This is a genomic window from Cellulomonas sp. plas2, assembly GCF_057221735.1.
In genome coordinates this window covers 2,299,536-2,320,593 of sequence record NZ_CM170155.1, presented here as the reverse complement: position 1 = coordinate 2,320,593, position 21,058 = coordinate 2,299,536, and the positions used below count along the sequence as shown (strand labels likewise).

The 21,058-nt window shown below is 76.3% G+C and carries 17 protein-coding genes; 14 read left to right on the top strand and 3 right to left on the bottom strand.

What is annotated here, in order from left to right:
- Window positions 1-8 precede the first annotated feature (8 nt).
- The gene (locus AC2TDM_RS10420) at window positions 9-473 is read right to left on the bottom strand and encodes a DUF1844 domain-containing protein (RefSeq protein WP_484634561.1); all 465 of its coding nucleotides are present in this window, start codon (window positions 471-473) and stop codon (window positions 9-11) included.
- A 352-nt stretch (window positions 474-825) separates the two neighbouring features.
- Between AC2TDM_RS10420 and infC the strand changes: the two genes are divergently transcribed.
- The 8 genes from infC to AC2TDM_RS10380 all read left to right on the top strand — a co-directional run bounded on the left by infC (window position 826) and on the right by AC2TDM_RS10380 (window position 13,172).
- Window positions 826-2,022, top strand: coding sequence for a translation initiation factor IF-3 (gene infC / locus AC2TDM_RS10415; protein WP_484634560.1), 1,197 nt, complete (start codon window positions 826-828; stop codon window positions 2,020-2,022).
- 85 nt (window positions 2,023-2,107) lie between these two features.
- On the top strand, window positions 2,108-2,302 hold the full coding sequence (gene rpmI / locus AC2TDM_RS10410) for a 50S ribosomal protein L35 (RefSeq protein ID WP_090030311.1): 195 nt from the start codon (window positions 2,108-2,110) through the stop codon (window positions 2,300-2,302).
- A gap of 60 nt (window positions 2,303-2,362) precedes the next feature.
- On the top strand, window positions 2,363-2,749 hold the full coding sequence (gene rplT / locus AC2TDM_RS10405; protein WP_090030314.1) for a 50S ribosomal protein L20: 387 nt from the start codon (window positions 2,363-2,365) through the stop codon (window positions 2,747-2,749).
- A 62-nt stretch (window positions 2,750-2,811) separates the two neighbouring features.
- The gene (locus tag AC2TDM_RS10400) at window positions 2,812-3,717 is read left to right on the top strand and encodes a TrmH family RNA methyltransferase (RefSeq protein WP_484636439.1); all 906 of its coding nucleotides are present in this window, start codon (window positions 2,812-2,814) and stop codon (window positions 3,715-3,717) included.
- Between the two features lie 34 nt (window positions 3,718-3,751).
- The gene (gene thpR, locus AC2TDM_RS10395; protein ID WP_484634559.1) at window positions 3,752-4,459 is read left to right on the top strand and encodes an RNA 2',3'-cyclic phosphodiesterase; all 708 of its coding nucleotides are present in this window, start codon (window positions 3,752-3,754) and stop codon (window positions 4,457-4,459) included.
- Between the two features lie 86 nt (window positions 4,460-4,545).
- Window positions 4,546-5,745 carry a phenylalanine--tRNA ligase subunit alpha gene (gene pheS, locus AC2TDM_RS10390; protein ID WP_484634558.1) on the top strand — a complete coding sequence of 400 codons (1,200 nt, stop codon included), beginning with the start codon at window positions 4,546-4,548 and terminating at the stop codon, window positions 5,743-5,745.
- Window positions 5,745-8,387 carry a phenylalanine--tRNA ligase subunit beta gene (gene pheT, locus AC2TDM_RS10385; RefSeq protein ID WP_090030320.1) on the top strand — a complete coding sequence of 881 codons (2,643 nt, stop codon included), beginning with the start codon at window positions 5,745-5,747 and terminating at the stop codon, window positions 8,385-8,387. The genes pheS and pheT overlap by 1 nt, the downstream gene beginning before the upstream one ends.
- 120 nt (window positions 8,388-8,507) lie before the next feature.
- Window positions 8,508-13,172, top strand: coding sequence for an ExeM/NucH family extracellular endonuclease (locus tag AC2TDM_RS10380; protein ID WP_484636438.1), 4,665 nt, complete (start codon window positions 8,508-8,510; stop codon window positions 13,170-13,172).
- 127 nt (window positions 13,173-13,299) lie between these two features.
- Here the strand turns inward: AC2TDM_RS10380 and AC2TDM_RS10375 are convergent, their stop codons facing one another.
- Both AC2TDM_RS10375 and AC2TDM_RS10370 read right to left on the bottom strand, forming a co-directional pair.
- Window positions 13,300-13,830: a GNAT family N-acetyltransferase gene (locus AC2TDM_RS10375; RefSeq protein ID WP_484634557.1), complete on the bottom strand. Its 531-nt coding sequence runs from the start codon at window positions 13,828-13,830 to the stop codon at window positions 13,300-13,302.
- Between the two features lie 45 nt (window positions 13,831-13,875).
- Window positions 13,876-14,859, bottom strand: a complete 984-nt coding sequence (locus AC2TDM_RS10370) for a quinone oxidoreductase family protein (RefSeq protein WP_090030326.1) — start codon at window positions 14,857-14,859, stop codon at window positions 13,876-13,878.
- Between the two features lie 79 nt (window positions 14,860-14,938).
- Here AC2TDM_RS10370 and argC point away from each other — a divergent pair, with 79 nt between their 5' ends.
- From argC to AC2TDM_RS10340, 6 genes are read left to right on the top strand one after another with little or no spacing between them, the layout of a single operon-like run.
- Window positions 14,939-16,003, top strand: coding sequence for an N-acetyl-gamma-glutamyl-phosphate reductase (gene argC, locus AC2TDM_RS10365; RefSeq protein WP_203708703.1), 1,065 nt, complete (start codon window positions 14,939-14,941; stop codon window positions 16,001-16,003).
- Entirely contained in the window at window positions 16,000-17,166 is a 1,167-nt protein-coding gene (gene argJ, locus AC2TDM_RS10360) for a bifunctional glutamate N-acetyltransferase/amino-acid acetyltransferase ArgJ (RefSeq protein ID WP_484634556.1), read from the top strand. Before argC ends, argJ begins: the two co-directional genes overlap by 4 nt.
- Entirely contained in the window at window positions 17,163-18,200 is a 1,038-nt protein-coding gene (argB, locus tag AC2TDM_RS10355; RefSeq protein ID WP_484634555.1) for an acetylglutamate kinase, read from the top strand. Before argJ ends, argB begins: the two co-directional genes overlap by 4 nt.
- A 23-nt stretch (window positions 18,201-18,223) precedes the next feature.
- Window positions 18,224-19,480: an acetylornithine transaminase gene (locus AC2TDM_RS10350; protein ID WP_484636437.1), complete on the top strand. Its 1,257-nt coding sequence runs from the start codon at window positions 18,224-18,226 to the stop codon at window positions 19,478-19,480.
- The gene (argF, locus tag AC2TDM_RS10345) at window positions 19,477-20,409 is read left to right on the top strand and encodes an ornithine carbamoyltransferase (protein WP_484634554.1); all 933 of its coding nucleotides are present in this window, start codon (window positions 19,477-19,479) and stop codon (window positions 20,407-20,409) included. The genes AC2TDM_RS10350 and argF overlap by 4 nt, the downstream gene beginning before the upstream one ends.
- Window positions 20,406-20,972, top strand: a complete 567-nt coding sequence (locus AC2TDM_RS10340; protein ID WP_484634553.1) for an arginine repressor — start codon at window positions 20,406-20,408, stop codon at window positions 20,970-20,972. Before argF ends, AC2TDM_RS10340 begins: the two co-directional genes overlap by 4 nt.
- The last annotated feature ends 86 nt before the right edge of the window (window positions 20,973-21,058 follow it).

Genomic DNA, 21,058 nt, shown 5'->3' with positions numbered 1-21,058 from the left:
GGAACGCGTCAGACCACGGAGCCCGTGAACCGCTCCCCGGGGCCCTCGCCCGGGGCGTCCGGGAAGGCCGAGGCCTCCCGGAAGGCGAGCTGCAGGGACCGCAGCCCGTCGCGCAGGGACCGGGCGTGCTGGTTGCCGATGTCGGGCGCGGCCGCGGTGACCAGCGCGGCGAGCGCGGTGATGAGCTTGCGGGCCTCGTCGAGGTCGAGGTAGTCCGCCCCCCGCCCCTGCGGCCCGTCCTCCGCGAGCCCGCACTTGACCGCGGCCGCGCTCATGAGGTGGACGGCGGCGGTCGTGATGACCTCGACCGCCGCGACGTCGGCGATGTCGCGCGTCGCCGACACGGAGGGGTCGACCCCGCCGGTCCCGGCGCTCGGGCCGGCCGCGGGCGCCGGGTCGGCGGACGGGGCGGGCAGGACGGGGTCGATGGGCTCGACGGGGCCGCCGTCGGGCTGGCCGGGCTCGCTGTGCATGCGACGATCGTCGCACCCTCCCGGTGCGCACCTCCGTCCCGAGGGGTTCGGGGACGCGTCTGCTACGCTGGTCCATCGACTGACCTGTCCGTGCGTTCGTCCGGTACCGCCCTCGGTGCCGGGTCCGGGGGAGCGGGCAGGCGTGCAAGCGGAGATCCCTCTCCCACCTGCGCTCCGACGGGCGGCCCTCCGGGTCGCCGACAGGGGCCAGGTCCGGTCCAGCACGGCGCTCCCCGGGGTGCCGTGCGCCCGCCGTGCCGGCGTCGCCGGCCCCGGCGGCCGGTGCTGTGGGGTCCTCGTCTGCGCTCAGGACGGGGGCCCTTTCCTCGTCCTGGCGGTCGCCCACCACGACTTGAGGAGCACCCCCATCAGCGAGCCTCGCATCAACGATCGGATCCGCGTCGCCGAGGTCCGCCTGGTCGGCCCGAACGGCGAGCAGGTCGGCATCGTCCGCGTGGAGGACGCGCTGCGCCTGGCCCAGGACGCGGACCTCGACCTCGTCGAGGTCGCGCCGACGGCCCGCCCGCCCGTGTGCAAGATCATGGACTACGGGAAGTTCAAGTACGAGGCCGACATGAAGGCCCGTGAGGCGCGACGGAACCAGGCCAACACGGTCCTGAAGGAGATCCGTTTCCGGCTCAAGATCGACCCGCACGACTACGGCACGAAGAAGGGCCACGTCGAGCGCTTCCTGTCCGCCGGGGACAAGGTCAAGGTCATGATCATGTTCCGCGGCCGCGAGCAGTCGCGCCCGGACGCCGGCGTACGCCTCCTGCAGCGCCTGGCCGACGACGTGTCGGAGCTCGGCTTCATCGAGAGCATGCCGAAGCAGGACGGCCGCAACATGATCATGGTGCTCGGCCCGACGAAGAAGAAGGCCGAGCAGCGCCGTGCCGAGCAGGCCGAGCGTCCGCGCCGGTCGGAGCGCCCGCCGCTGCCGCAGGACGAGGCGGACGAGGACGTGACGGTCGACGCGTCGACCGGTGCGACCGAGGCGCCCGCCGCGGCGCCCGTGCCGGCCGCCGCCCCCGCGGCTGCGTCGGCCCCGGTCTCCGTCCCCGCCGCGGCGCCCGCGCCCGCGGCGGCCTCGGAGCGGCCGGCCGCCCCGCGCCCGGCGTCGGCCCCGCGCCCGGCGACCGCCGCGCCGCGCCCGGCCTCGTCGGCCCCGCGTCCGGCCGCGGTGTCGCCGTCCGCCCCGCGGCCGGCGTCCTCGTCACCGTCGGCCCCGCGGCCGGGCTCGGCCCCGCGCCCGGCGTCCGGCGGGTCCGCCCCGCGGCCGTCGTCCACGCCCCGCCCCGCCTCGTCGCCGCGTCCGGCCTCCGCGCCGCGGCCCGCGGCGGACGGGACGTCGTCGCCCCGGCCCTCCGCGGCCCCGCGCCCCTCGGCGGCTCCCGCGCCGCGTCCCGCGGCCCCGGCCGCCACCCCCCGCACGAGCGACGGCGCGGCCCCCACGCCGCGTCCGGCGCCCCGGCCCGGTCCGCGCGGTGCGGCCCCGGTGCCCGGACCCCGTCCGTCCCAGCCCCGCAGCACGACGTCCGACGCCGGCTGATCCGCGGGAGGGCCGCACGGCCGTCCCGCCCGAACGAGTCGCACGCCCCGGCGCGCGATGCCTGACGACAAGGAGAACGGCAGCCATGCCGAAGAACAAGACGCACTCCGGTGCCAAGAAGCGCTTCCGCGTGACGGGGACGGGCAAGGTCATGCGCGAGCAGGCCAACGGCCGCCACCTGCTCGAGCACAAGTCGAGCCGCCGGACCCGCCGCATCGCCGGCGACGTCGTCGTCTCCCCCGCCGACTCCACCAAGATCAAGAAGCTGCTCGGCAAGTGAGCCCGCGGGCCTGACGGCCCCGGACGCACCAGCCGGCCCTAGACCAGCAAGGAGCATCACGTGGCACGCGTGAAGCGGGCGGTCAACGCCCAGAAGAAGCGCCGTACGACCCTCGAGCTCGCCAGCGGCTACCGCGGCCAGCGCTCGCGCCTGTACCGCAAGGCGAAGGAGCAGGTCACCCACTCCCTCGTCTACGCGTACCGCGACCGCAAGGCGCGCAAGGGCGACTTCCGCAAGCTGTGGATCCAGCGCATCAACGCGGCGGCCCGCGAGCAGGGCATGACGTACAACCGCCTCATCCAGGGCCTCAAGCTCGCGGGTGTCGAGGTGGACCGTCGCGTCCTGGCGGACCTCGCCGTCACCGACGCCGCGGCCTTCACGGCGCTCGTCGAGCTCGCCAAGGGTGCGCTGCCCGCGGACGTGAACGCGCCCCGCGCGGCTGCGTGACCTCCCGCAGCACCTCCGTCGGCCCCGCCGGCACCCCTCCGGACGCCCGGTCCGGGCCCGAGCTGACCAACCCCCGCGCCGAGCGGGTGCGGTCGGTCCGGGCCCTGGCCGGGCGTCCGGCGCGTGTGCGGGCGGGCCGGTTCCTCGTCGAGGGGCCGCAGGCGGTGCGCGAGGCCGTGGCGGTGCCGGCGGTCGTCGTCCGCGAGCTGTACCTCACGCCCGCCGCGGCCGGGCGCTACCACGAGGTCGTCGCCGCGGCGGCCGCGCGCGGGCTGGCCGTGCGGCTGGGCACCGAGGAGGTGCTGGCCGCGATGAGCCCCGACGCGCAGGGCGTGGTCGCGGTCGCCGACCTCCTGGACCACCGGCTGGAGGACGTGCTGGCCGCACGGCCGCGACTCGTCGCGGTGCTGGCCCACGTCCGCGACCCCGGCAACGCCGGGACCGTGCTGCGCACCGCGGACGCGCTCGGGGCCGACGCCGTCGTGCTGACCTCCGCGAGCGTGGACGTGCACAACCCCAAGGTCGTCCGCTCGACCGCCGGTTCGCTGTTCCACCTCCCCGTGGTCACCGGGGTCGCGCCGGACGTGGCCGTGGCGGCGCTGCGGGCGGCCGGGCTGGCGGTGCTGGCCGCCGACGGCCGCGGGACGCACGACGTCGACACCCTGCTCGACGAGGCCGCCGCCGCCCGCGCGGGCGAGGCCGGGGACGGAGCGATGCGGGAGCGGGAGGCCCCGGCCGGGCCGGACCTGCGGCGCCCGACCGCGTGGGTGTTCGGCAACGAGGCGTGGGGGCTGCGACCCGCCGGGGCCGACCGGGCCGACGGGGCCGACGGGGACGAACGGCCCGCGGACCTGGCCGAGCTGGCCGACGCCGTCGTACGGGTGGACCTGCGGGGCCGCGCGGAGTCGCTCAACCTCGCGACGGCGGCCGCGCTGTGCCTGCACGCCAGCGTGCGCGCCCAGCGCTGAGCCGTCCCCGCCGACGGGCTGGCACAGTGGGCGCATGCGTCTGTTCGTCGCCGTCCGGCCGCCCGCCGAGGTGCTCGACCACCTCGAGCTGGCGTTGTCGGGCCTGCGCGGCGGCGCCGGCCCCTCGGCCTCGCTGCGCTGGACCGTGCGGGAGAACTGGCACCTGACCGCCGCGTTCTACGGCGAGGTGCCCGAGGGCACGGTGCCCGCGCTGGCCGACGGCCTCGCGGAGCTCGCCGCACGCCGGGCGCCGTGGTCGCTGCACCTGCGGGGCGCCGGGGTGTTCGCGCACCGGACGGTGTGGGTGGGGGTGGGCGGGGACGTCGAGACCCAGGCGGCCCTGTCCGCGGAGGCCGTCGAGCTCGGCGAGGGGCTGGGCACCTGGTCCGACGCGCGCGAGCGGCACCGTCCGCATCTCACGGTGGGCCGGGTGCGGCCGGGACCGAGGCCCACGGGTCGCGGTGGCCCCTCCGGGAGCCGAGGTGGGCACGGCGGTGGGTCCGGTGGTGCACTCGGAGGGCACGCCGGTGGCCCGCGCCGTGGCCGGGCGCGGGCCGATGCGGACCCGACGACCGACGTGGTGCGTGCGCTCGCCGTGTACGCCGGGCCGGCGTGGACCGTGGACACGGTCCTCCTCGTCCGCTCGCGCCCGGGCGAGGGGCGTAACGGGGGCCCGCTCTACGAGGACGTCGCGTCCTTCCCCGTCGCCGGCGACGAGGGGCCGGGCGGCCCGCACGACTAGACTCCTGCGCTGGTCGCGGCCGCCTGCGTGCGCGCCGTCCGGGCCGGCGCCGGGGGCGTCGGCCGCCCGTCGTCCGGAGAGGCCCCATGCCCGACACCGATCCCGCCGCCGTGCCGGCCTCCGCACCGGCCTCCGAACCGGCCTCCGCACCCGTCGCCGCGCCGGTGGCCGACCGTCCCGACGCACCGGCCGGCGACGCCGCCGCGCTCTCGCCGCTCGACGAGGCCGGCGTCGCGGCGGCCGTCGACGCGGCGCTGGCCGCGGTCGCGACGGCCGGCGACCTGGAGGCCCTGCGCGCCGCGCGGACCGCCCACCTCGGGGAGCGCAGCCCCCTGGCCCTCGCCAACCGGGCCATCGGGACGCTGCCCGGCCCGGACAAGGCCGCGGCGGGCAAGCTGCTCGGCGGTGCACGCGGGCGCCTCGGCCGGGCGCTGGCGGAGCGGGAGGCGGCGCTCGAGGCCGAGCGCGACGCGCGCGTGCTCGTCGAGGAGCGCGTCGACATGACGCTGCCGGCCGACCGCCGCGCGCCCGGGGCCCGCCACCCGCTGGAGGTGCTGCAGCAGCGCGTCGCGGACGTGTTCGTCGCCATGGGCTGGGAGATCGCGGAGGGCCCCGAGGTCGAGGCGGAGTGGTTCAACTTCGACGCCCTCAACTTCGGCCCCGACCACCCTGCGCGCCAGATGCAGGACACCTTCTTCGTCGCGGGCGCGGAGCGCGCGGGGGCCGCGGGCTCCGGCGCCGCCGCGGCGGCCACCTCGGGATCGGGCCTGGTGCTGCGGACCCACACGTCGCCGGTGCAGGCGCGCACGCTGCTCGACCGGGAGCTGCCGGTCTACATCGCCTGCCCGGGCAAGGTGTTCCGCACGGACGCCCTCGACGCGACGCACACGCCGGTCTTCCACCAGGTCGAGGGCCTGGCGGTGGACCGGGGGCTGACGATGGCGCACCTCAAGGGCACCCTCGACCACTTCGCGCGCGCGATGTTCGGGCCGGAGGCGCGCACGCGCCTGCGCCCGTCGTACTTCCCGTTCACGGAGCCGTCGGCGGAGATGGACCTGTGGTTCCCGCAGAAGAAGGGCGGGCCGGGCTGGATCGAGTGGGGAGGGTGCGGGATGGTCAACCCGGACGTGCTGCGGTCAGCCGGGATCGACCCGGGGGAGTACTCCGGCTTCGCGTTCGGGATGGGCATCGAGCGCACGCTCATGCTGCGCCACGGCATCGCGGACATGCACGACATGGTCGAGGGCGACGTCCGCTTCTCGCTCGGGCTGCGGGGGGTGCTCTGATGCCGCGCGTCCCGCTGTCGTGGCTGGGTGAGCACGTCGCGCTGCCCGAGGGCCTGACCGCCGAGGCGCTGGCGGCCGACCTGGTGCGCGTCGGGCTCGAGGAGGAGGCGGTGCACACCTCGGGCGTGACCGGGCCCCTCGTCGTCGGGCAGGTCGTCGAGCGCACGCCCGAGCCGCAGAAGAACGGCAAGACCATCAACTGGTGCCGCGTCGACGTCGGCCCAGAGCACGGCGAGGTCCGCGAGGACGGCGGCGTCGGCCCACGCGGCATCGTGTGCGGCGCGCACAACTTCGACGTCGGCGACCGCGTGGTCGTCGCGCTGCCCGGCGCGGTGCTGCCCGGACCGTTCCCCATCGCGAGCCGCAAGACGTACGGCCACGTGAGCGACGGGATGATCTGCTCCGCACGCGAGCTCGGCCTCGGTGAGGACCACGACGGCATCATCGTGCTGTCGCGCCTCGGGTTCGACGACGCGCAGACGGCGCCCGGCACGGACGCGCTGCGGCTCCTCGGCCTCGGCGAGGAGGTGCTCGAGGTCAACGTGACGCCCGACCGCGGCTACTGCTTCTCGATGCGCGGGATCGCCCGGGAGTACGCCCTGTCGACGGGGGCGGCCTTCACCGACCGCGGGCTGCCGGCGGGCGACCAGGCGGACGACGAGGCGGTGGGCGACGACACGCCGACGGGAGCCGGGCCGGCCGTCGAGCTCGACGACGTCGCGCCCGTGCACGGCGTGCCGGGCTGCGACCGGTTCGTCGCCCAGGTCGTCCGGGGGGTCGACGCGACCGCCCCCTCGCCGGCGTGGATGCAGGCGCGTCTGACCCAGGCCGGCATGCGGCCGATCAACCTGGCCGTCGACGTGACGAACTACGTCATGCTCGACCTCGGGCAGCCCCTGCACGCCTACGACCTGGCCCGCGTCGCGGAGCCGGTGGTCGTGCGGCGGGCCGCGGCGGGGGAGCGCCTGACGACGCTCGACGGTGTCGACCGTGCGCTGGACCCGGAGGACCTCCTCGTCACCGACAGCCCCGGCGGCGCGCGGGCGTCGCGCGTCCTCGGCCTGGCCGGCGTCATGGGCGGCGGGGAGAGCGAGGTCGGGCCGAGCACGCGGGACCTGCTCGTCGAGGCCGCGCACTTCGACCCGGTCTCCGTCGCGCGGACCGCGCGCCGGCACCGGCTCAGCAGCGAGGCGGCCAAGCGCTTCGAGCGCGGCGTGGACCCGCGGTTGCCGCGGGTGGCGGTCGCGCGGGTGGTGGCGCTGCTCGTCGAGCACGGCGGCGGGACCCCGGACGCGGACCTCGCCGACGTCGACCGGACCACGCCGCCGGCGCCCGTCCGGCTCGACCTCGGTCTGCCGGGACGGCTCGTCGGGGTGCCGTACACGCGGGACGAGGTCGTCACGACGCTGCGCGCGATCGGCTGCGTGCTGCCCGACGACGCGTCGGGCACGACCGACGGCACGACCGACGGGACGACAGGTGGGACGGTCGAGGTGCAGGTGCCGACCTGGCGCCCCGACCTCACGGCCGACGTCGACCTCGTGGAGGAGGTCGCCCGCCTGCGCGGCTACGACGCGGTGCCGTCCGTGCTGCCGCGGGCCACGGGCGGGCGCGGCCTGACCCCGGGCCAGCGCGCACGCCGGGCGGTCGCGGACGCGCTCGTCGGCGAGGGCCTCGTCGAGGTGCTCTCCTACCCGTTCGTCGGGGCGGCGCAGCTCGACGAGCTCGGCCTGGACGACGAGGACCCGCGTCGGCTGGGCCTGCGCCTGGTCAACCCGATCGCCGAGCAGCAGCCCTACCTGCGCACGTCCGTCCTCGTCACGCTGCTCGACACCGCGCGGCGCAACGTCGGCCGCGGGACGACGGACCTGGCGGCGTTCGAGATCGGCCTCGCCACGCACCCGCAGCCGGCGGCGGCCCCCGCACCGACCCCCCCGGGCGGGACGCGCCCCTCCGACGAGGTGCTCGCCGCGGTCCGGGCCGCCGTGCCCGACCAGCCCCGCCAGGTGGCCGGGGTGCTCGCGGGTGCGCGCGAGCGGACCGGTCCGTGGGGGCCCGGTCGCCGCGTCGACCACACGGACGCCGTCGCGGCGGTGCAGACCGTCGCCGGGACCCTCGGGGTGCCCGTGCGGCTCGTCGCCGACACCCGGGCGCCGTGGCACCCGGGGCGCTGCGCGCGGGTGGAGACGGCGGACGGCGCGGTCGTGGGCCACGTCGGCGAGCTGCACCCGCAGGTCGTCGCGGCGCTCGGCCTTCCCGCGCGGGCGGTGGCGTTCGAGCTGGACCTCGACGCGCTCGTGGCGCGTCTCCCGGCCGAGCCCGTGCAGGCGGCACCCGTGGCGACGTACCCCGTCGCCAAGGAGGACGTCGCGCTCGTCGTCGACGCCGCGGTGCCCGCCGCCGAGGTGACGGACGCCGTACGGGCGGGAGCCGCCGCGGGTCCCGCCGGTGACGTGCTCGAGGACGTGCGCCTGTTCGACGTCTACACCGGGGACCAGGTGCCGACGGGGACGCGGTCCCTCGCGTTCGCGCTCCGGCTGCGGGCGGCGGACCGGACGCTCACCGCGGCCGACACGGCGGGCGTGCGCGACGCGGTCGTCGCCGAGGTGGGTCGCCGGTTCGGCGGCACGCTACGGGCCTGAGGGGCCGCCAGGAAGTTCACGTGATCGCAACGTCCGGACCGTTGACTGACCGGTAACACCCGGGTGAGGGTGACCCGCGGCGCCCGCAGGCGCCCCAGAGAGTCGACGAGAAGAGTGGACGTGCGCAGAGCGTCAAGACGAGCGGTCGGGGGCGGTCTCGCCCTCGGCCTGGTGATGGCGGGGACGGTGGCGGTCGGTGTGCCGGCCGCCACCGCGGCGGTCAGCCCCACCGCACCGGTGGTGATCGACGAGGTCTACGGCGGCGGCGGCAACAGCGGCGCCACGCTCCAGAACGACTTCATCGAGCTGTACAACCCGGGCACGTCCCCGGTGGACCTGTCCGGTTGGAGCGTCCAGTATGCCTCCGCGACGGGCAGCAGCTGGGCGCACACCGCGCTGACGGGCAGCATCGCTCCCGGGGGCAGCTACCTCGTCGCGCAGGCGAAGGGTGCCGGCGGAACGGTGCCGGTCGAGGGCGACGTCGCCGGGACGATCGGGATGAGCGGAACCGCTGGCAAGGTGGCCCTCGTCAGCTCCACGACGCTCCTCACCTGTGTCACCACGTGCGCCGCCGAGCCGTCGGTCGTCGACCTGGTCGGCTTCGGCACCGCCACGGGCTTCGCGGGCACGAGGCCGGCGCCGGCCCCGTCGAACAGCACGTCGATCGCGCGGCGCGCACACGTCAACACCGCCGACAACGCCGCGGACTTCGTCGCCGGCGCGCCCACGCCCCAGCGCTCGGCCGTCACCCCCGACCCCGAGCCCGAGCCGGACCCCGAGCCCGAGCCGACGCCCGCTCCCGTCGCGGCGACGATCGCGCAGATCCAGGGCACCGGGACGGCGAGCCCGCTCGTCGGGCAGAGCGTCACCACCACGGGCGTCGTCACCGCGTCCTACCCCACCGGCGGGCTGAACGGGTTCGTCGTGCAGACCGCAGGAACCGGCGGGTCCGGGACACGCACCGCGTCCGACGCGGTGTTCGTGTACGCGCCCGGGCTCACCGTGCCGGCCGTCGGGGCGTCCGTCGACGTCACCGGGCAGGTCGCGGAGTTCAACGGGCTGACCCAGGTCGTCGTGGGCGCGGCGGCGGACGTCGCCGTGCGCGCCGACGCCCTCGCGCCGGTGACGCCGGTGGACTCGCCGTGGCCCGCGTCGGCCGAGGCCCGCGAGGTCCTCGAGTCGATGCTGTACCAGCCGACGTCGGCGTTCACCATCACGAACACGTACTCGACGAACCAGTACGGCGAGGTCGGCCTGGCCTCCGGCACGAGGCCCCTGATCCAGCCCACGGACATCGCGGACGCCGGCTCGGCGGAGGCCGCCGCGGTGGCCGCGGACAACGCCGCCCGCGCGGTGGTGCTTGACGACGGGGCGTCGACGAACTTCCTCACGGCCGCCAACGCGGCGCTGACGCCTCCCTACATCTCGCTGCAGAACCCGATCCGCGTCGGCGCCGGGGTGACGTTCACCGCGCCGGTCGTCGTGGACTATCGCAACAGCGCATGGAAGCTCAACCCGGCGGCCCCCGTGGTCGCGGGCGGGCAGGCCCCGGTGACGTTCGCGAACACCCGCACGAAGGCTCCCGAGGCCGTGGGCGGCGACCTGACCGTCGCGTCGTTCAACGTCCTCAACTACTTCACGACGCTGGGCACGCAGACGACCACCTGCACGCCCTACACGTCCGGCTTCCAGAAGGACGGGGTCACGGTCAACGGCGGCTGCGCGCAGCGCGGTGCCTGGGACGGCGAGGATCTCGCGCGCCAGCAGGCCAAGATCGTCGCGGCGATCAACGCGCTGGACGCGGACGTCGTCGGGCTCCTCGAGATCGAGAACTCCGCGGCGCTGGGCGAGGCGACGGACGAGGCCCTGGCGACCCTGACCGCGGCGCTCAACGCCGCCGCCGGTGCCGGTACGTGGGCGTTCGTGCCCTCGTCGACGGACCTGCCGGCCGCGTCGACGCAGGACGTCATCACCAGCGCGCTCATCTACCGTCCGGCGGCCGTGACGACGGTCGGGCGCTCGCGCGCCCTCGACACCAGCACGGCGACTCCCGACGCGTTCGTCAACGCCCGTGAGCCGATCGCGCAGGAGTTCGCGCCGGTCGGCGGCGGCGAGCCGTTCGTCGTCGTCGTCAACCACTTCAAGTCCAAGGGCTCGGCGGGCCCGCTCCCGGGCGACGCCGACGCCGGCGACGGCCAGGGCGCGTCCAACGCGTCCCGCGTCGCGCAGGCCACCGCCCTGCGGGACTGGGTCGGGAAGACCTGGGCCGGTGAGGCCGTCGCGCTCGTCGGCGACTTCAACGCCTACACGCAGGAGGACCCGCTCCAGGTCCTCTACGCCGCGGGCTACGTCGACGCGGCCTCCACGCTGGCGGACGACCAGTGGTCGTACTCCTTCTCCGGCCTGTCGGGCTCCCTGGACCACGTGCTGCTCAACGAGGCGGCAGGTGCCCGGGCGACCGGTGCCGACGTGTGGGAGATCAACGCCGAGGAGGCCCTGGCGCTCGAGTACAGCCGCTACGGGTACCACGGCACGACGTTCTACGCGCCGGACGTGTACCGGTCCTCCGACCACGACCCGGTGCTCGTCGGGCTGCGGGCGACGACCCCGCCGGTCCAGCTCACGCTGCTCAACATCAACGACTTCCACGGCCGCATCGACGCCAACACGGTGAAGGTCGCGGGCACGGTCGAGCAGCAGCGGGCGGCGGCCACGGGCCCGACGGCCCTCCTGTCCGCGGGCGACAACATCGGCGCGTCGCTGTTCGCGTCCGCCCTCGCGCAGGACAGCCCGACGCTCGAGGTGCTGAACACGCTGGGCCTCGCGGCCTCGGCCGTCGGCAACCACGAGTTCGACCAGGGCCTCGCGGACCTCGTCGGGCGGGTGGACGAGACCGCGGCGTTCCCGTACCTGGGCGCCAACGTGTACGCGAAGGGCACGACGACCCCGGCGCTGCCCGAGTACGAGCTGCTCGACATGGGTGGCGTCGACGTCGCCGTCATCGGGGCGATCACGCAGGAGACCCCGACCCTCGTCTCGCCCGGTGGCGTGGCGACGATCGACTTCGGCGATCCGGTCGAGGCCGTCAACCGCGTCGCGGCCCGGCTCACCGACGGCGACCCGGCCAACGGCGAGGCCGACGTCCTCGTCGCCGAGTACCACGAGGGCGCGGGGGCCGGCACGCCGGATGGCGCGACCCTCGAGCAGGAGGTCGCCGCGGGCGGCGCGTTCGCGGACATCGTCACCGGCACCTCGGCGTCGGTCGACGCGATCTTCACGGGTCACACGCACAAGCAGTACGCGTGGCAGGCGCCGGTGCCGGGTGAGCCCGGTGCCACGCGCCCGGTCCTGCAGACGGGCTCCTACGGCGAGTTCCTCGGCAAGGTCGTCCTGACCTACGACCGCGCCTCCGGCGAGGTCACGGGCTCCACGGCGACGAACGTGGCCCGCACGACGACGGCGGACGCGGACCTCGTGAAGGCGTACCCGAAGGTCGCCGCCGTGAAGACGATCGTCGACGCCGCGCTGGCCAACGCCACCGCGGTGGGCAACCAGAAGGTCGGGTCCGTCACGGCGGACATCACCACGGCGTTCTCCGGCGGCGCGTACGGGACCGGCGGCTACGCCGGCGGCAGCCGCGACGACCGCAGCAGGGAGTCCACGCTGGGCGACCTCGTGGCGCAGTCGCTCAAGGAGACCCTCGCGGCGCCCGAGCGGGGCGGCGCGCAGATCGGCGTCGTGAACCCCGGCGGCCTGCGCAACGAGCTCCTCTACGCGCCCGACGGCACCATCACCTACGCCGAGGCCAACGCGGTCCTGCCCTTCGTCAACAACCTCTGGACGACCACGCTCACGGGCGCCCAGGTCACGACGATGCTCGAGCAGCAGTGGCAGACCAACGCCGACGGGACCATCCCGACGCGGCCGTACCTGCAGCTCGGCCTCTCCGACAACGTGACCTACACGTACGACGAGGGCCGCCCGGCGGGCGACCGCATCACGTCGGTCACGGTCGACGGCAAGCCGCTCGACCCGGCCGCCGCCTACCGCATCGGCACGTTCAGCTTCCTGGCGCAGGGCGGGGACAACTTCCGCGTCTTCACCCAGGGGACCGGGACGGCCGACTCGGGGCTCATCGACCGGGACGCCTGGGTGTCCTACCTGCAGGGCCACCCCGGCCTCGCGCCGAGCTTCGCGGAGCGGGCCGTCGGCGTGCCGGCGCTGCCCGCCTCCGTCGAGGCCGGCACGGCGTTCACGGTCCCGGTCACCGGGCTCGACCTGACCAGCCTCGGCGCGCCGCGGAACACGTCGCTCGCCGTCCGGCTGGACGGCACCGCGATCGGCACGGCGACCGTCTCCGGCGGCACTGCCACGGTCACGGTGGCGGTGCCCCGGGCGACGACCGCCGGGACGCGCACGCTGACGCTCACGGCGGCGCCGTCCGGCACCGTCGTCACGCTGCCCCTGACGGTCACCGCCGCCCGCGCGGCGACGACCACCACGCTGTCGGTCACGAGGACGACCGTGGCGCAGGCCAAGGTCGGCACGGTGAAGGTCAGCGCAACGGTCAAGGGTGCGACGAAGAAGCTCACCGGCACGGTCGAGCTCGTGTCGGGCGGCACCGTGCTGGGCTCCGCGTCGATCGGCACCAACGGGTCCGCCACCCTCGCGCTCCCGGCGCGGCTCGCGCCCGGGACGTACGAGCTCGTCGCCCGGTACGCCGGGACGTCGACCTCGGCGCCGTCGCAGTCGGCGCCGGTGCGGCTGGTGGTGACGTCGCGCTGACGTCACCTCGGCACCCGCGCTGACGTCACGCCGACGTCTGCGCGGGTGGCCGGACGACCGACGGCCCGGTCCACCTCGCGGTGGGCCGGGCCGTCGTCGTCGGGGCGGGAGTCGTCGAGGGAGGCGGTCAGCCCTGGACGCCCCGGGCGAGCATGACCACGCGCTTGGCGCCGCCGTCGGTGTCCTGCTCGCCGACGGGCACGAAGCCGAGCCGCGTGTGGAACCGCAGGGACCCGGGGTTCGGCGGCTCGAGGTTGACCTCGCACGTGACCTCGCCCAGCCCGCGCCTCACGGCCTCGGCCAGGACGACGGCGTACAGCGCGGAGCCGAGGCCCGAGCCGCGCACCGCGTCCGCGACGACCACGCGGTCGACGTACAGGGACCCCGGCCGGTGCCGGGAGAACCAGCGGTAGTTCTCGGAGGCGTAGTCCGCGCCGGGCGCGAGGGCCAGCAGGAGCGCGGCGGGGTCGTCGGCCGGACCGGCGGTCAGCGCGAGGGCCGACATCGCGACGAGGCGCGCGAGCCCGTCGGTCCCGATGCCGTTGACCGCCGGGACGGCGCCGTCGTTGAGCCGGGCCAGTGCGGGCAGGTCGGCCTCGACGACGGGGCGCAGGTCGAGCAGGGGCGGGTGGGCGGGCAGGGGGAGCGGCTCGGGCACGGTGGTCCTCTCGCGGCGGTGCGGGTGCGGGGGGCGGACCGTCCCTCAGGGGAGCACGAGGACCTTGCCGGTCGTGGCACGGCCCTCCAGCGCGCGGTGGGCCTCGGCGGCCTCGTCGAGCGGGTAGGTGGCCCCGATGCGGACGTCGAGGTGACCGGCGACGACGGCGTCGAACAGCTCGCCCGCGCGCCAGGTCAGCTCCTCCCGCGTGGCGGTGTAGGAGCCGAGCGTCGGGCGGGTGAGGAACAGGGACCCGCCGGTGTTGAGGCGCTGCGGGTCCACGGGCGGGACGGGTCCCGACGACGCGCCGAACAGCACGAGCACGCCCCGCGGGCGCAGGCTGGCCAGGGACGCGTCGAACGTGTCGCGGCCGACGCCGTCGTAGACGGCGCGCACGCCCCGCCCGCCCGTGAGCTCGCGGACCGCTGCGGGCAGGTCTCGGCCGAGGTCGTCGAGCTCGCGGTAGCGGATGACCTCGGCGGCGCCGGCACCGCGTGCCAGCGCCTCCTTCTCCGCCGACCCGACCGTGGCGACGACGCGCGCGCCGGCCGCCGTCGCGAGCTGGGTGAGGAGCAGCCCCACGCCGCCGGCCGCCGCATGCACGAGGACCTCGTCCCCCGGACCGAGCTGCACCGTGCTGCGCACGAGGTAGTGCGCCGTCATCCCCTGCAGCGGCAGCGCCGCCGCCACCCGGTCGTCGACGCCGTCGGGCACGGGCAGCAGCTCCCGGGCGGGGACGCGCTGCAGCTCGGCGTAGGACCCCGGCGACGACGCCCACGCCACCCGGTCCCCGACGACCACGCCGTCGACGTCCGCGCCCACGGCGACGACCTCGCCCGCACCCTCGCTCCCGACGACGTGCGGGAAGTCCATCGCGTACGTGCCGCTGCGGCGGTAGGTGTCGATGAAGTTCACGCCGGCCGCCCGGACGGCGACGACCACCTCACCCGCGTCGGGGGAGGGGTCGGGCAGCTCGCGGAGCTCGAGGACCTCGGGACCGCCCGCGGCGGTGGCGACGACGGCGCGCATGCGCCTCACCCTCGCACAGGGAGCGACGCGCCGCGTCCCGTTTTCGTATCGTCACTCGCTCCTGTGTATGGTCATGCACATGTCCTTCTCCGTGGCCGTCGCCGGCGCCAGCGGCTACGCCGGCGGCGAGACGCTGCGTCTGCTGCTGAACCACCCCGAGGCCCGCATCGGCGCCCTCACGGCGAACGCCAGTGCCGGCACGACGCTCGGCGAGCACCAGCCGCACCTGCGCCGGCTGGCGGAGGTCCGGCTGCTGCCGACCGAGGTCGAGCACCTAGCGGGGCACGACGTCGTCGTGCTCGCGCTGCCGCACGGCGCGTCCGGTGCCGTCGCCGCCGCGCTGGCGGCCACGGGCGCCGACCCCGTCGTCGTCGACCTCGGCGCCGACCACCGCCTCGTCGACGCCGCGGAGTGGGCCGCCTACTACGGCGGCGAGCACGCGGGCACCTGGCCGTACGGGCTGCCCGAGCTGCTGCACCCGGGCGAGCGGGTGGCCGCCGCGCAGCGCGCCGCCCTCGCCGGTGCCACCCGTATCGCGGTCCCGGGCTGCAACGTCACCGCCGTCACGCTCGGCCTGCAGCCGGGCATCGCCGCGGGCGTCGTCGAGCCGGAGGACCTCGTCGCGGTCCTCGCCAACGGGTACTCCGGCGCCGGGCGCTCGCCCAAGACGCACCTGCTCGCGTCCGAGGCGCTCGGCGCCGCGGCGCCCTACGCCGTGGGCGGCACGCACCGGCACATCCCGGAGATCGCGCAGAACCTGCGCAGCGCCGGCGCCGCGCGCGTGAGCATCTCCTTCACGCCCACGCTCGTGCCGATGTCCCGCGGCATCCTCGCCACCGCCACCGCCCGCCTCGTGCCCGGCACGAGCCCGGCCGCGGTGCGGGAGGCCTGGGAGAGCGCCTACGCCGACGAGCCGTTCGTCCACCTGCTCCCCGAGGGGACCTGGCCGAGCACCGCCGCCGTGGCGGGGGCCAGCACCGCCCTCGTCGGCGTCGCGGTCGACGAGCGCGCCGGCCGGGTCGTCACCGTCACCGCCATCGACAACCTCGTCAAGGGCACCGCAGGAGGCGCCGTGCAGTCCCTCAACCTCGCCCTCGGGCTGCCCGAGACCCTCGGTCTGCCGCTCGAGGGGGTCGCGCCGTGAGCGTCACCGTCCCGGCCGGGTTCCGCGCGGCGGGCGTGACCGCCGGGCTCAAGGCCTCCGGGCGGCCGGACGTGGCGCTCGTCGTCAACGACGGCCCGCTGCAGGTGGCGGCCGGCGTGTTCACCTCCAACCGTGTGCAGGCCGCGCCGGTGCTGTGGTCCCGGCAGGCCGTGTCCGACGGCGTCGCGTCGGCGGTCGTCCTCAACTCGGGCGGTGCCAACGCGTGCACGGGGCCCGAGGGCTTCGCGGACACCCACCGCACCGCCGAGCACGTGGCCGACCTGCTCGGCGTGGGCGCGGCCGACGTCCTCGTGTGCTCCACGGGCCTCATCGGCGAGCGGCTGCCGATGGACCTGCTCCTGCCGGGCATCGGGGACGCCGCCACGGCGCTCGCGGTCGACGGCGGCGACGCGGCGGCGGCGGCCATCATGACGACGGACACCGTCGCGAAGCAGGCGCACGTGACGACCCCCGACGGCTGGTCGGTCGGGGGCATGGCCAAGGGCGCGGGCATGCTCGCGCCGGGGCTGGCGACGATGCTCGTCGTGCTCACCACCGACGCGGTGCTGACCGCGGCGCAGGCGGACGCCGTCCTGCGCGCGGCGACGCGCACGACCTTCGACCGCGTGGACTCGGACGGCTGCATGTCCACCAACGACACGGTCCTGCTGCTCGCCTCGGGCGCGAGCGGCCAGGCCCCGCGCGACGACGAGCTCGCCGTCGCCGTCCGCAGGGTCTGCGCCGACCTCGCGCGCATGCTCGTCGCCGACGCGGAGGGCGCGTCCCACGACATCGCCGTGACGGTCGTCAACGCCTCCGACGACGAGGCCGCCGTGTCCGTGGCCCGCGCGGTGACGCGGTCGAACCTGTTCAAGGCCGCGGTGTTCGGCAACGACCCGAACTGGGGCCGCGTGCTGGCCGCCGTGGGGACAGTCCCGGAGATCGTCGCGCCGTTCGACCCCGCCGCCCTCGACGTGCGGATCAACGGCGTGCAGGTGTGCCGGGCGGGCGGCGTCGGCGACCCGCGCGAGCTCGTCGACCTCGCCGCCGCGCGCGAGGTGCGCGTCGAGGTGGACCTGCACGCCGGCACCCATGCGGCGACGGTCTGGACGAACGACCTCACCCACGACTACGTCCACGAGAACAGCGCGTACTCCACATGAGCGGCACCACGACGGACGGCACGACGACGCACGACGAGCCCGGCACCGCGGACGCCGCCCCGGCGCTCGACCCCGACTTCGTCTTCAACACGCGCACGGACCTGCGCGCGGACCAGAAGGCGGAGGTCCTCGTCGAGGCCCTGCCGTGGCTGCAGCAGTTCGCCGGCGCGCTCGTCGTCGTCAAGTACGGCGGCAACGCCATGGTCGACGACGAGCTCAAGCGCGCCTTCGCGCAGGACATGGTCTTCCTGCGGCAGGTCGGCCTGCGGCCGGTGGTCGTGCACGGCGGCGGGCCGCAGATCAACGCGATGCTCGACCGGCTCGGCATCGCCAGCGAGTTCCGCGCCGGGCTGCGCGTGACGACGCCCGAGGCCATGGACGTCGTGCGCATGGTCCTCACGGGCCAGGTCTCGCGCGAGCTCGTCGGGCTGCTCAACGCGCACGGGCCGCACGCCGTGGGCCTGTCCGGCGAGGACGGGGGGCTGCTGCAGGCGCGGCGGCGCACCGTCGTCGTCGACGGCGAGCGCGTGGACGTCGGCCTCGTCGGGGACGTCGTGCAGGTGAACCCCGGCGCGGTCCTCGACCTGCTCGACGCCGGCCGGATCCCCGTGGTCTCGACGGTCGCGCCGGACCTCGAGGACCCGACCCAGGTGCTCAACGTCAACGCGGACACCGCGGCGGCCGCGCTCGCGGTCGCCCTCGGGGCGCGCAAGCTCGTCGTGCTGACGGACGTGGAGGGGCTCTACGCGGCGTGGCCCGACCGCTCCTCGCTGGTCCGGCGCCTGCGCGCCACGGAGCTGGCCGAGATGCTGCCCGGCCTCGACAGCGGCATGAAGCCCAAGATGGAGGCGTGCCTGCGGGCGGTCCGGGGCGGCGTCGGCCGCGCCCACGTCATCGACGGCCGCCAGCCGCACTCCATCCTCGTGGAGGTCTTCACCTCCGACGGCGTCGGCACCATGGTCCTGCCCGACCAGGAGCCGGCCCCGCTGCCCCGCACCACGCCCGTCCCCGTCGTCGGAGAGGACCACCCGTGACCCCCGCCGCGCTCACCACCGGCATGACGACCACCACCGCCGGCGACGTCGACGTCGCCGGGTGGACGGACCGCTACACGCACGCGGTCATGGACACCTTCGGCCCGCCGCAGCGCGTCCTCGTCCGCGGCGAGGGCCCGTACGTCTGGGACGCCGACGGCCGGCGCTACCTCGACCTGCTCGGCGGCATCGCCGTCAACAGCCTCGGCCACGCCCACCCGACCCTCACGGCCGCGATCAGCGCGCAGCTGGGCACGCTCGGGCACGTGTCGAACTTCTTCGGCACGCCGACGCAGATCACGCTCGCCGAACGCCTGCTGGGCCTGCTCGGCGCGCCCGCCGGCTCGCGCGTGTTCCTCACGAACTCCGGCGCGGAGGCCAACGAGGCGGCGTTCAAGCTGCTGCGCCGGCACGGCGGCCCGGAGCGCCCGCGCGTCCTCGCGCTCGAGGGCGCGTTCCACGGCCGGACGATGGGTGCGCTCGCGCTGACGCACAAGGCCGCGTACCGCGAGCCGTTCGAGCCGCTGCCCGGCGGCGTGGAGTTCCTGCCCTTCGGCGACCTCGACGCGCTCGAGGCGGCCTTCGCCACCGACGGCGCGCAGGTCGCGGGCCTCGTCGTCGAGCCCGTGCAGGGGGAGGCGGGCGTGCGCCCGCTGCCCGCCGGCTGGCTCGCCGCCGCCCGCCGCCTCACCGCGGAGCACGGCGCGCTGCTCGTGCTCGACGAGGTGCAGTCGGGCATGGGCCGCACCGGCCGCTGGTTCGCGCACCAGCACCCGCACCTCGGCGGCGGGGTCGTCCCCGACGTCGTCACGCTCGCCAAGGGGCTCGGCGGCGGCTTCCCCGTCGGGGCGCTCGTCGCGCTGGGGGAGCACGCGGCCACGCTGCTCGGCCGCGGCCAGCACGGGACGACCTTCGGCGGGAACCCCGTCGCGGCCGCGGCCGCCCTGGCGGTCATGGGCGTCGTCGAGCGCGACGGGCTCCTGGCGCACGTCACGGACCTCGGCGCCTGGCTGCGGGCGGAGGTGCAGGGCCTGGGCCACCCGCTCGTCGCCGGCGTCCGCGGGGAGGGCCTGCTCCTGGGGGTCGTGCTGACGCGGCCGGTCGCGGCCCTCGTCGCCGCGCGGGCGCTGGAGGCCGGGCTCATCGTCAACCCCTGCACGCCCGAGGTCCTGCGGCTCGCCCCCCCGTACGTGCTGACGCGCGACCAGGCCGGGGACCTCCTGGCCTTCCTGGCGGGCCTGCCGGCCGACCTCGGCGCCGACGTGGGGGACCCGGCATGACCCGCCACCTCCTGCGCGACGACGACCTGTCGCCCGCCGAGCAGCGCGAGGTCCTCGACCTGGCCCTCGCGTTCCGGGACGACCGGCAGGCGCGGACGCCGCTGGCCGGGCCGCGGGCGGTCGCGGTCATCTTCGACAAGCCCACCCTGCGCACGCAGGTCTCCTTCCTCACCGGCATCGCCGAGCTCGGCGGGTTCCCGCTGACGGTCGACGGCACGCTCGCGCGGATCGGGCAGCGCGAGTCGGTCGCGGACACCGCGCGGGTGCTCGGCCGGCAGGTCGCGGCGGTGGTGTGGCGCACGCACGCGCAGGCGCGGCTGGACGAGATGGCGGCGCACGCCGGCGTCCCCGTGGTCAACGCGCTCACGGACGACTTCCACCCCTGCCAGGTGCTCGCCGACCTGCTCACGCTCGCGCAGCACCGCGGGGGCACCGCGGGCCTGGCGGGCACGACGCTCGCCTACGTCGGCGACGGCTCGAACAACATGGCGCACTCGTACCTGCTGGGCGGTGCGACGGCCGGGCTGCACGTCCGGATCGGCACGCCGGCGCTCTACCGGCCCGACGCCGCCGTGGTCGCCCGGGCCCAGGATGTCGCGGCGACGACGGGCGGGTCGGTGCGCGTCGTGCACGACGTGGCCGAGGCCGTCGCCGGCGCCGACGCGGTGGCCACCGACACCTGGGTCTCCATGGGCCAGGAGGACGAGGCGGGCGACCGCGAGACCCCCTTCGTGCCGTTCCGGGTCGACGCGGACGTCCTCGCGCTCGCCGCGCCCGGGGCGCTCGTCCTGCACTGCCTGCCGGCCTACCGCGGCAAGGAGATCACCGCCGAGGTGCTCGACGGGCCGCAGTCGGTGGTGTGGGACGAGGCCGAGAACCGGCTGCACGCCCAGAAGGCGCTGCTGACCTGGCTGCTGGAGCGGGCGTGAGCGCCCCGCCGGCCGCCGGCGGCACCCTCGCGGCCCCGGGGACGAAGGCGGCCCGGCACGCGCTCATCACCACGCTGCTCACGCGCGGGACGGTGCACAGCCAGACCGAGCTCGCCGAGCGGCTGGCCGCCGAGGGCGTCGTGGTCACGCAGGCCACCCTGTCCCGGGACCTCGTCGAGCTGCGGGCCGTCAAGACCCGCACGCCCGCCGGGGCGCTGGCCTACGCCCTGCCGCCGGAGGGCGGCGCGTGGCAGGACCGCGGCGGCCCGGCCGGGGCCCCCGGCGGACCGGGCTCCCCGGAGGTCCTCGCGGCCCGGCTGGCCCGCCTGTGCGCCGAGCTGCTCGTGACCGCGGAGTCGTCCGGCAACCTCGTCGTGCTGCGCACCCCGCCCGGGGCCGCCCAGTTCCTCGCCTCCGCGATCGACCACTCCGTCCTGCCGGCGGTGCTGGGCACGATCGCGGGCGACGACACCGTGCTCGTCGTCGCCCGCGAGACGGACGACCCGGCCGAGCCCGGCGGGCCCGCGCTCGCGGCCCGCTTCCTGGCGCTCGCGTCGTCCTGACGCGGCACCGCCCGCGCCCCCCACGCACCCCCCGTCCACCACCCCCGCACCACGCACACGCACCGGCAGGACCCACCTGCACGGGC

What these genes read in the sequence shown, in the direction of transcription:
- AC2TDM_RS10420 (WP_484634561.1), bottom strand. Translation starts at nt 473, where the DNA reads ATGCACAGCGAGCCCGGCCAGCCCGACGGCGGCCCCGTCGAGCCCATC.
- rpmI (WP_090030311.1), top strand. Translation starts at nt 2,108, where the DNA reads ATGCCGAAGAACAAGACGCACTCCGGTGCCAAGAAGCGCTTCCGCGTG.
- thpR (WP_484634559.1), top strand. Translation starts at nt 3,752, where the DNA reads ATGCGTCTGTTCGTCGCCGTCCGGCCGCCCGCCGAGGTGCTCGACCAC.
- pheS (WP_484634558.1), top strand. Translation starts at nt 4,546, where the DNA reads ATGCCCGACACCGATCCCGCCGCCGTGCCGGCCTCCGCACCGGCCTCC.
- pheT (WP_090030320.1), top strand. Translation starts at nt 5,745, where the DNA reads ATGCCGCGCGTCCCGCTGTCGTGGCTGGGTGAGCACGTCGCGCTGCCC.
- AC2TDM_RS10370 (WP_090030326.1), bottom strand. Translation starts at nt 14,859, where the DNA reads ATGCGCGCCGTCGTCGCCACCGCCGCGGGCGGTCCCGAGGTCCTCGAG.
- argC (WP_203708703.1), top strand. Translation starts at nt 14,939, where the DNA reads ATGTCCTTCTCCGTGGCCGTCGCCGGCGCCAGCGGCTACGCCGGCGGC.
- argB (WP_484634555.1), top strand. Translation starts at nt 17,163, where the DNA reads ATGAGCGGCACCACGACGGACGGCACGACGACGCACGACGAGCCCGGC.
- AC2TDM_RS10350 (WP_484636437.1), top strand. Translation starts at nt 18,224, where the DNA reads ATGACGACCACCACCGCCGGCGACGTCGACGTCGCCGGGTGGACGGAC.
- argF (WP_484634554.1), top strand. Translation starts at nt 19,477, where the DNA reads ATGACCCGCCACCTCCTGCGCGACGACGACCTGTCGCCCGCCGAGCAG.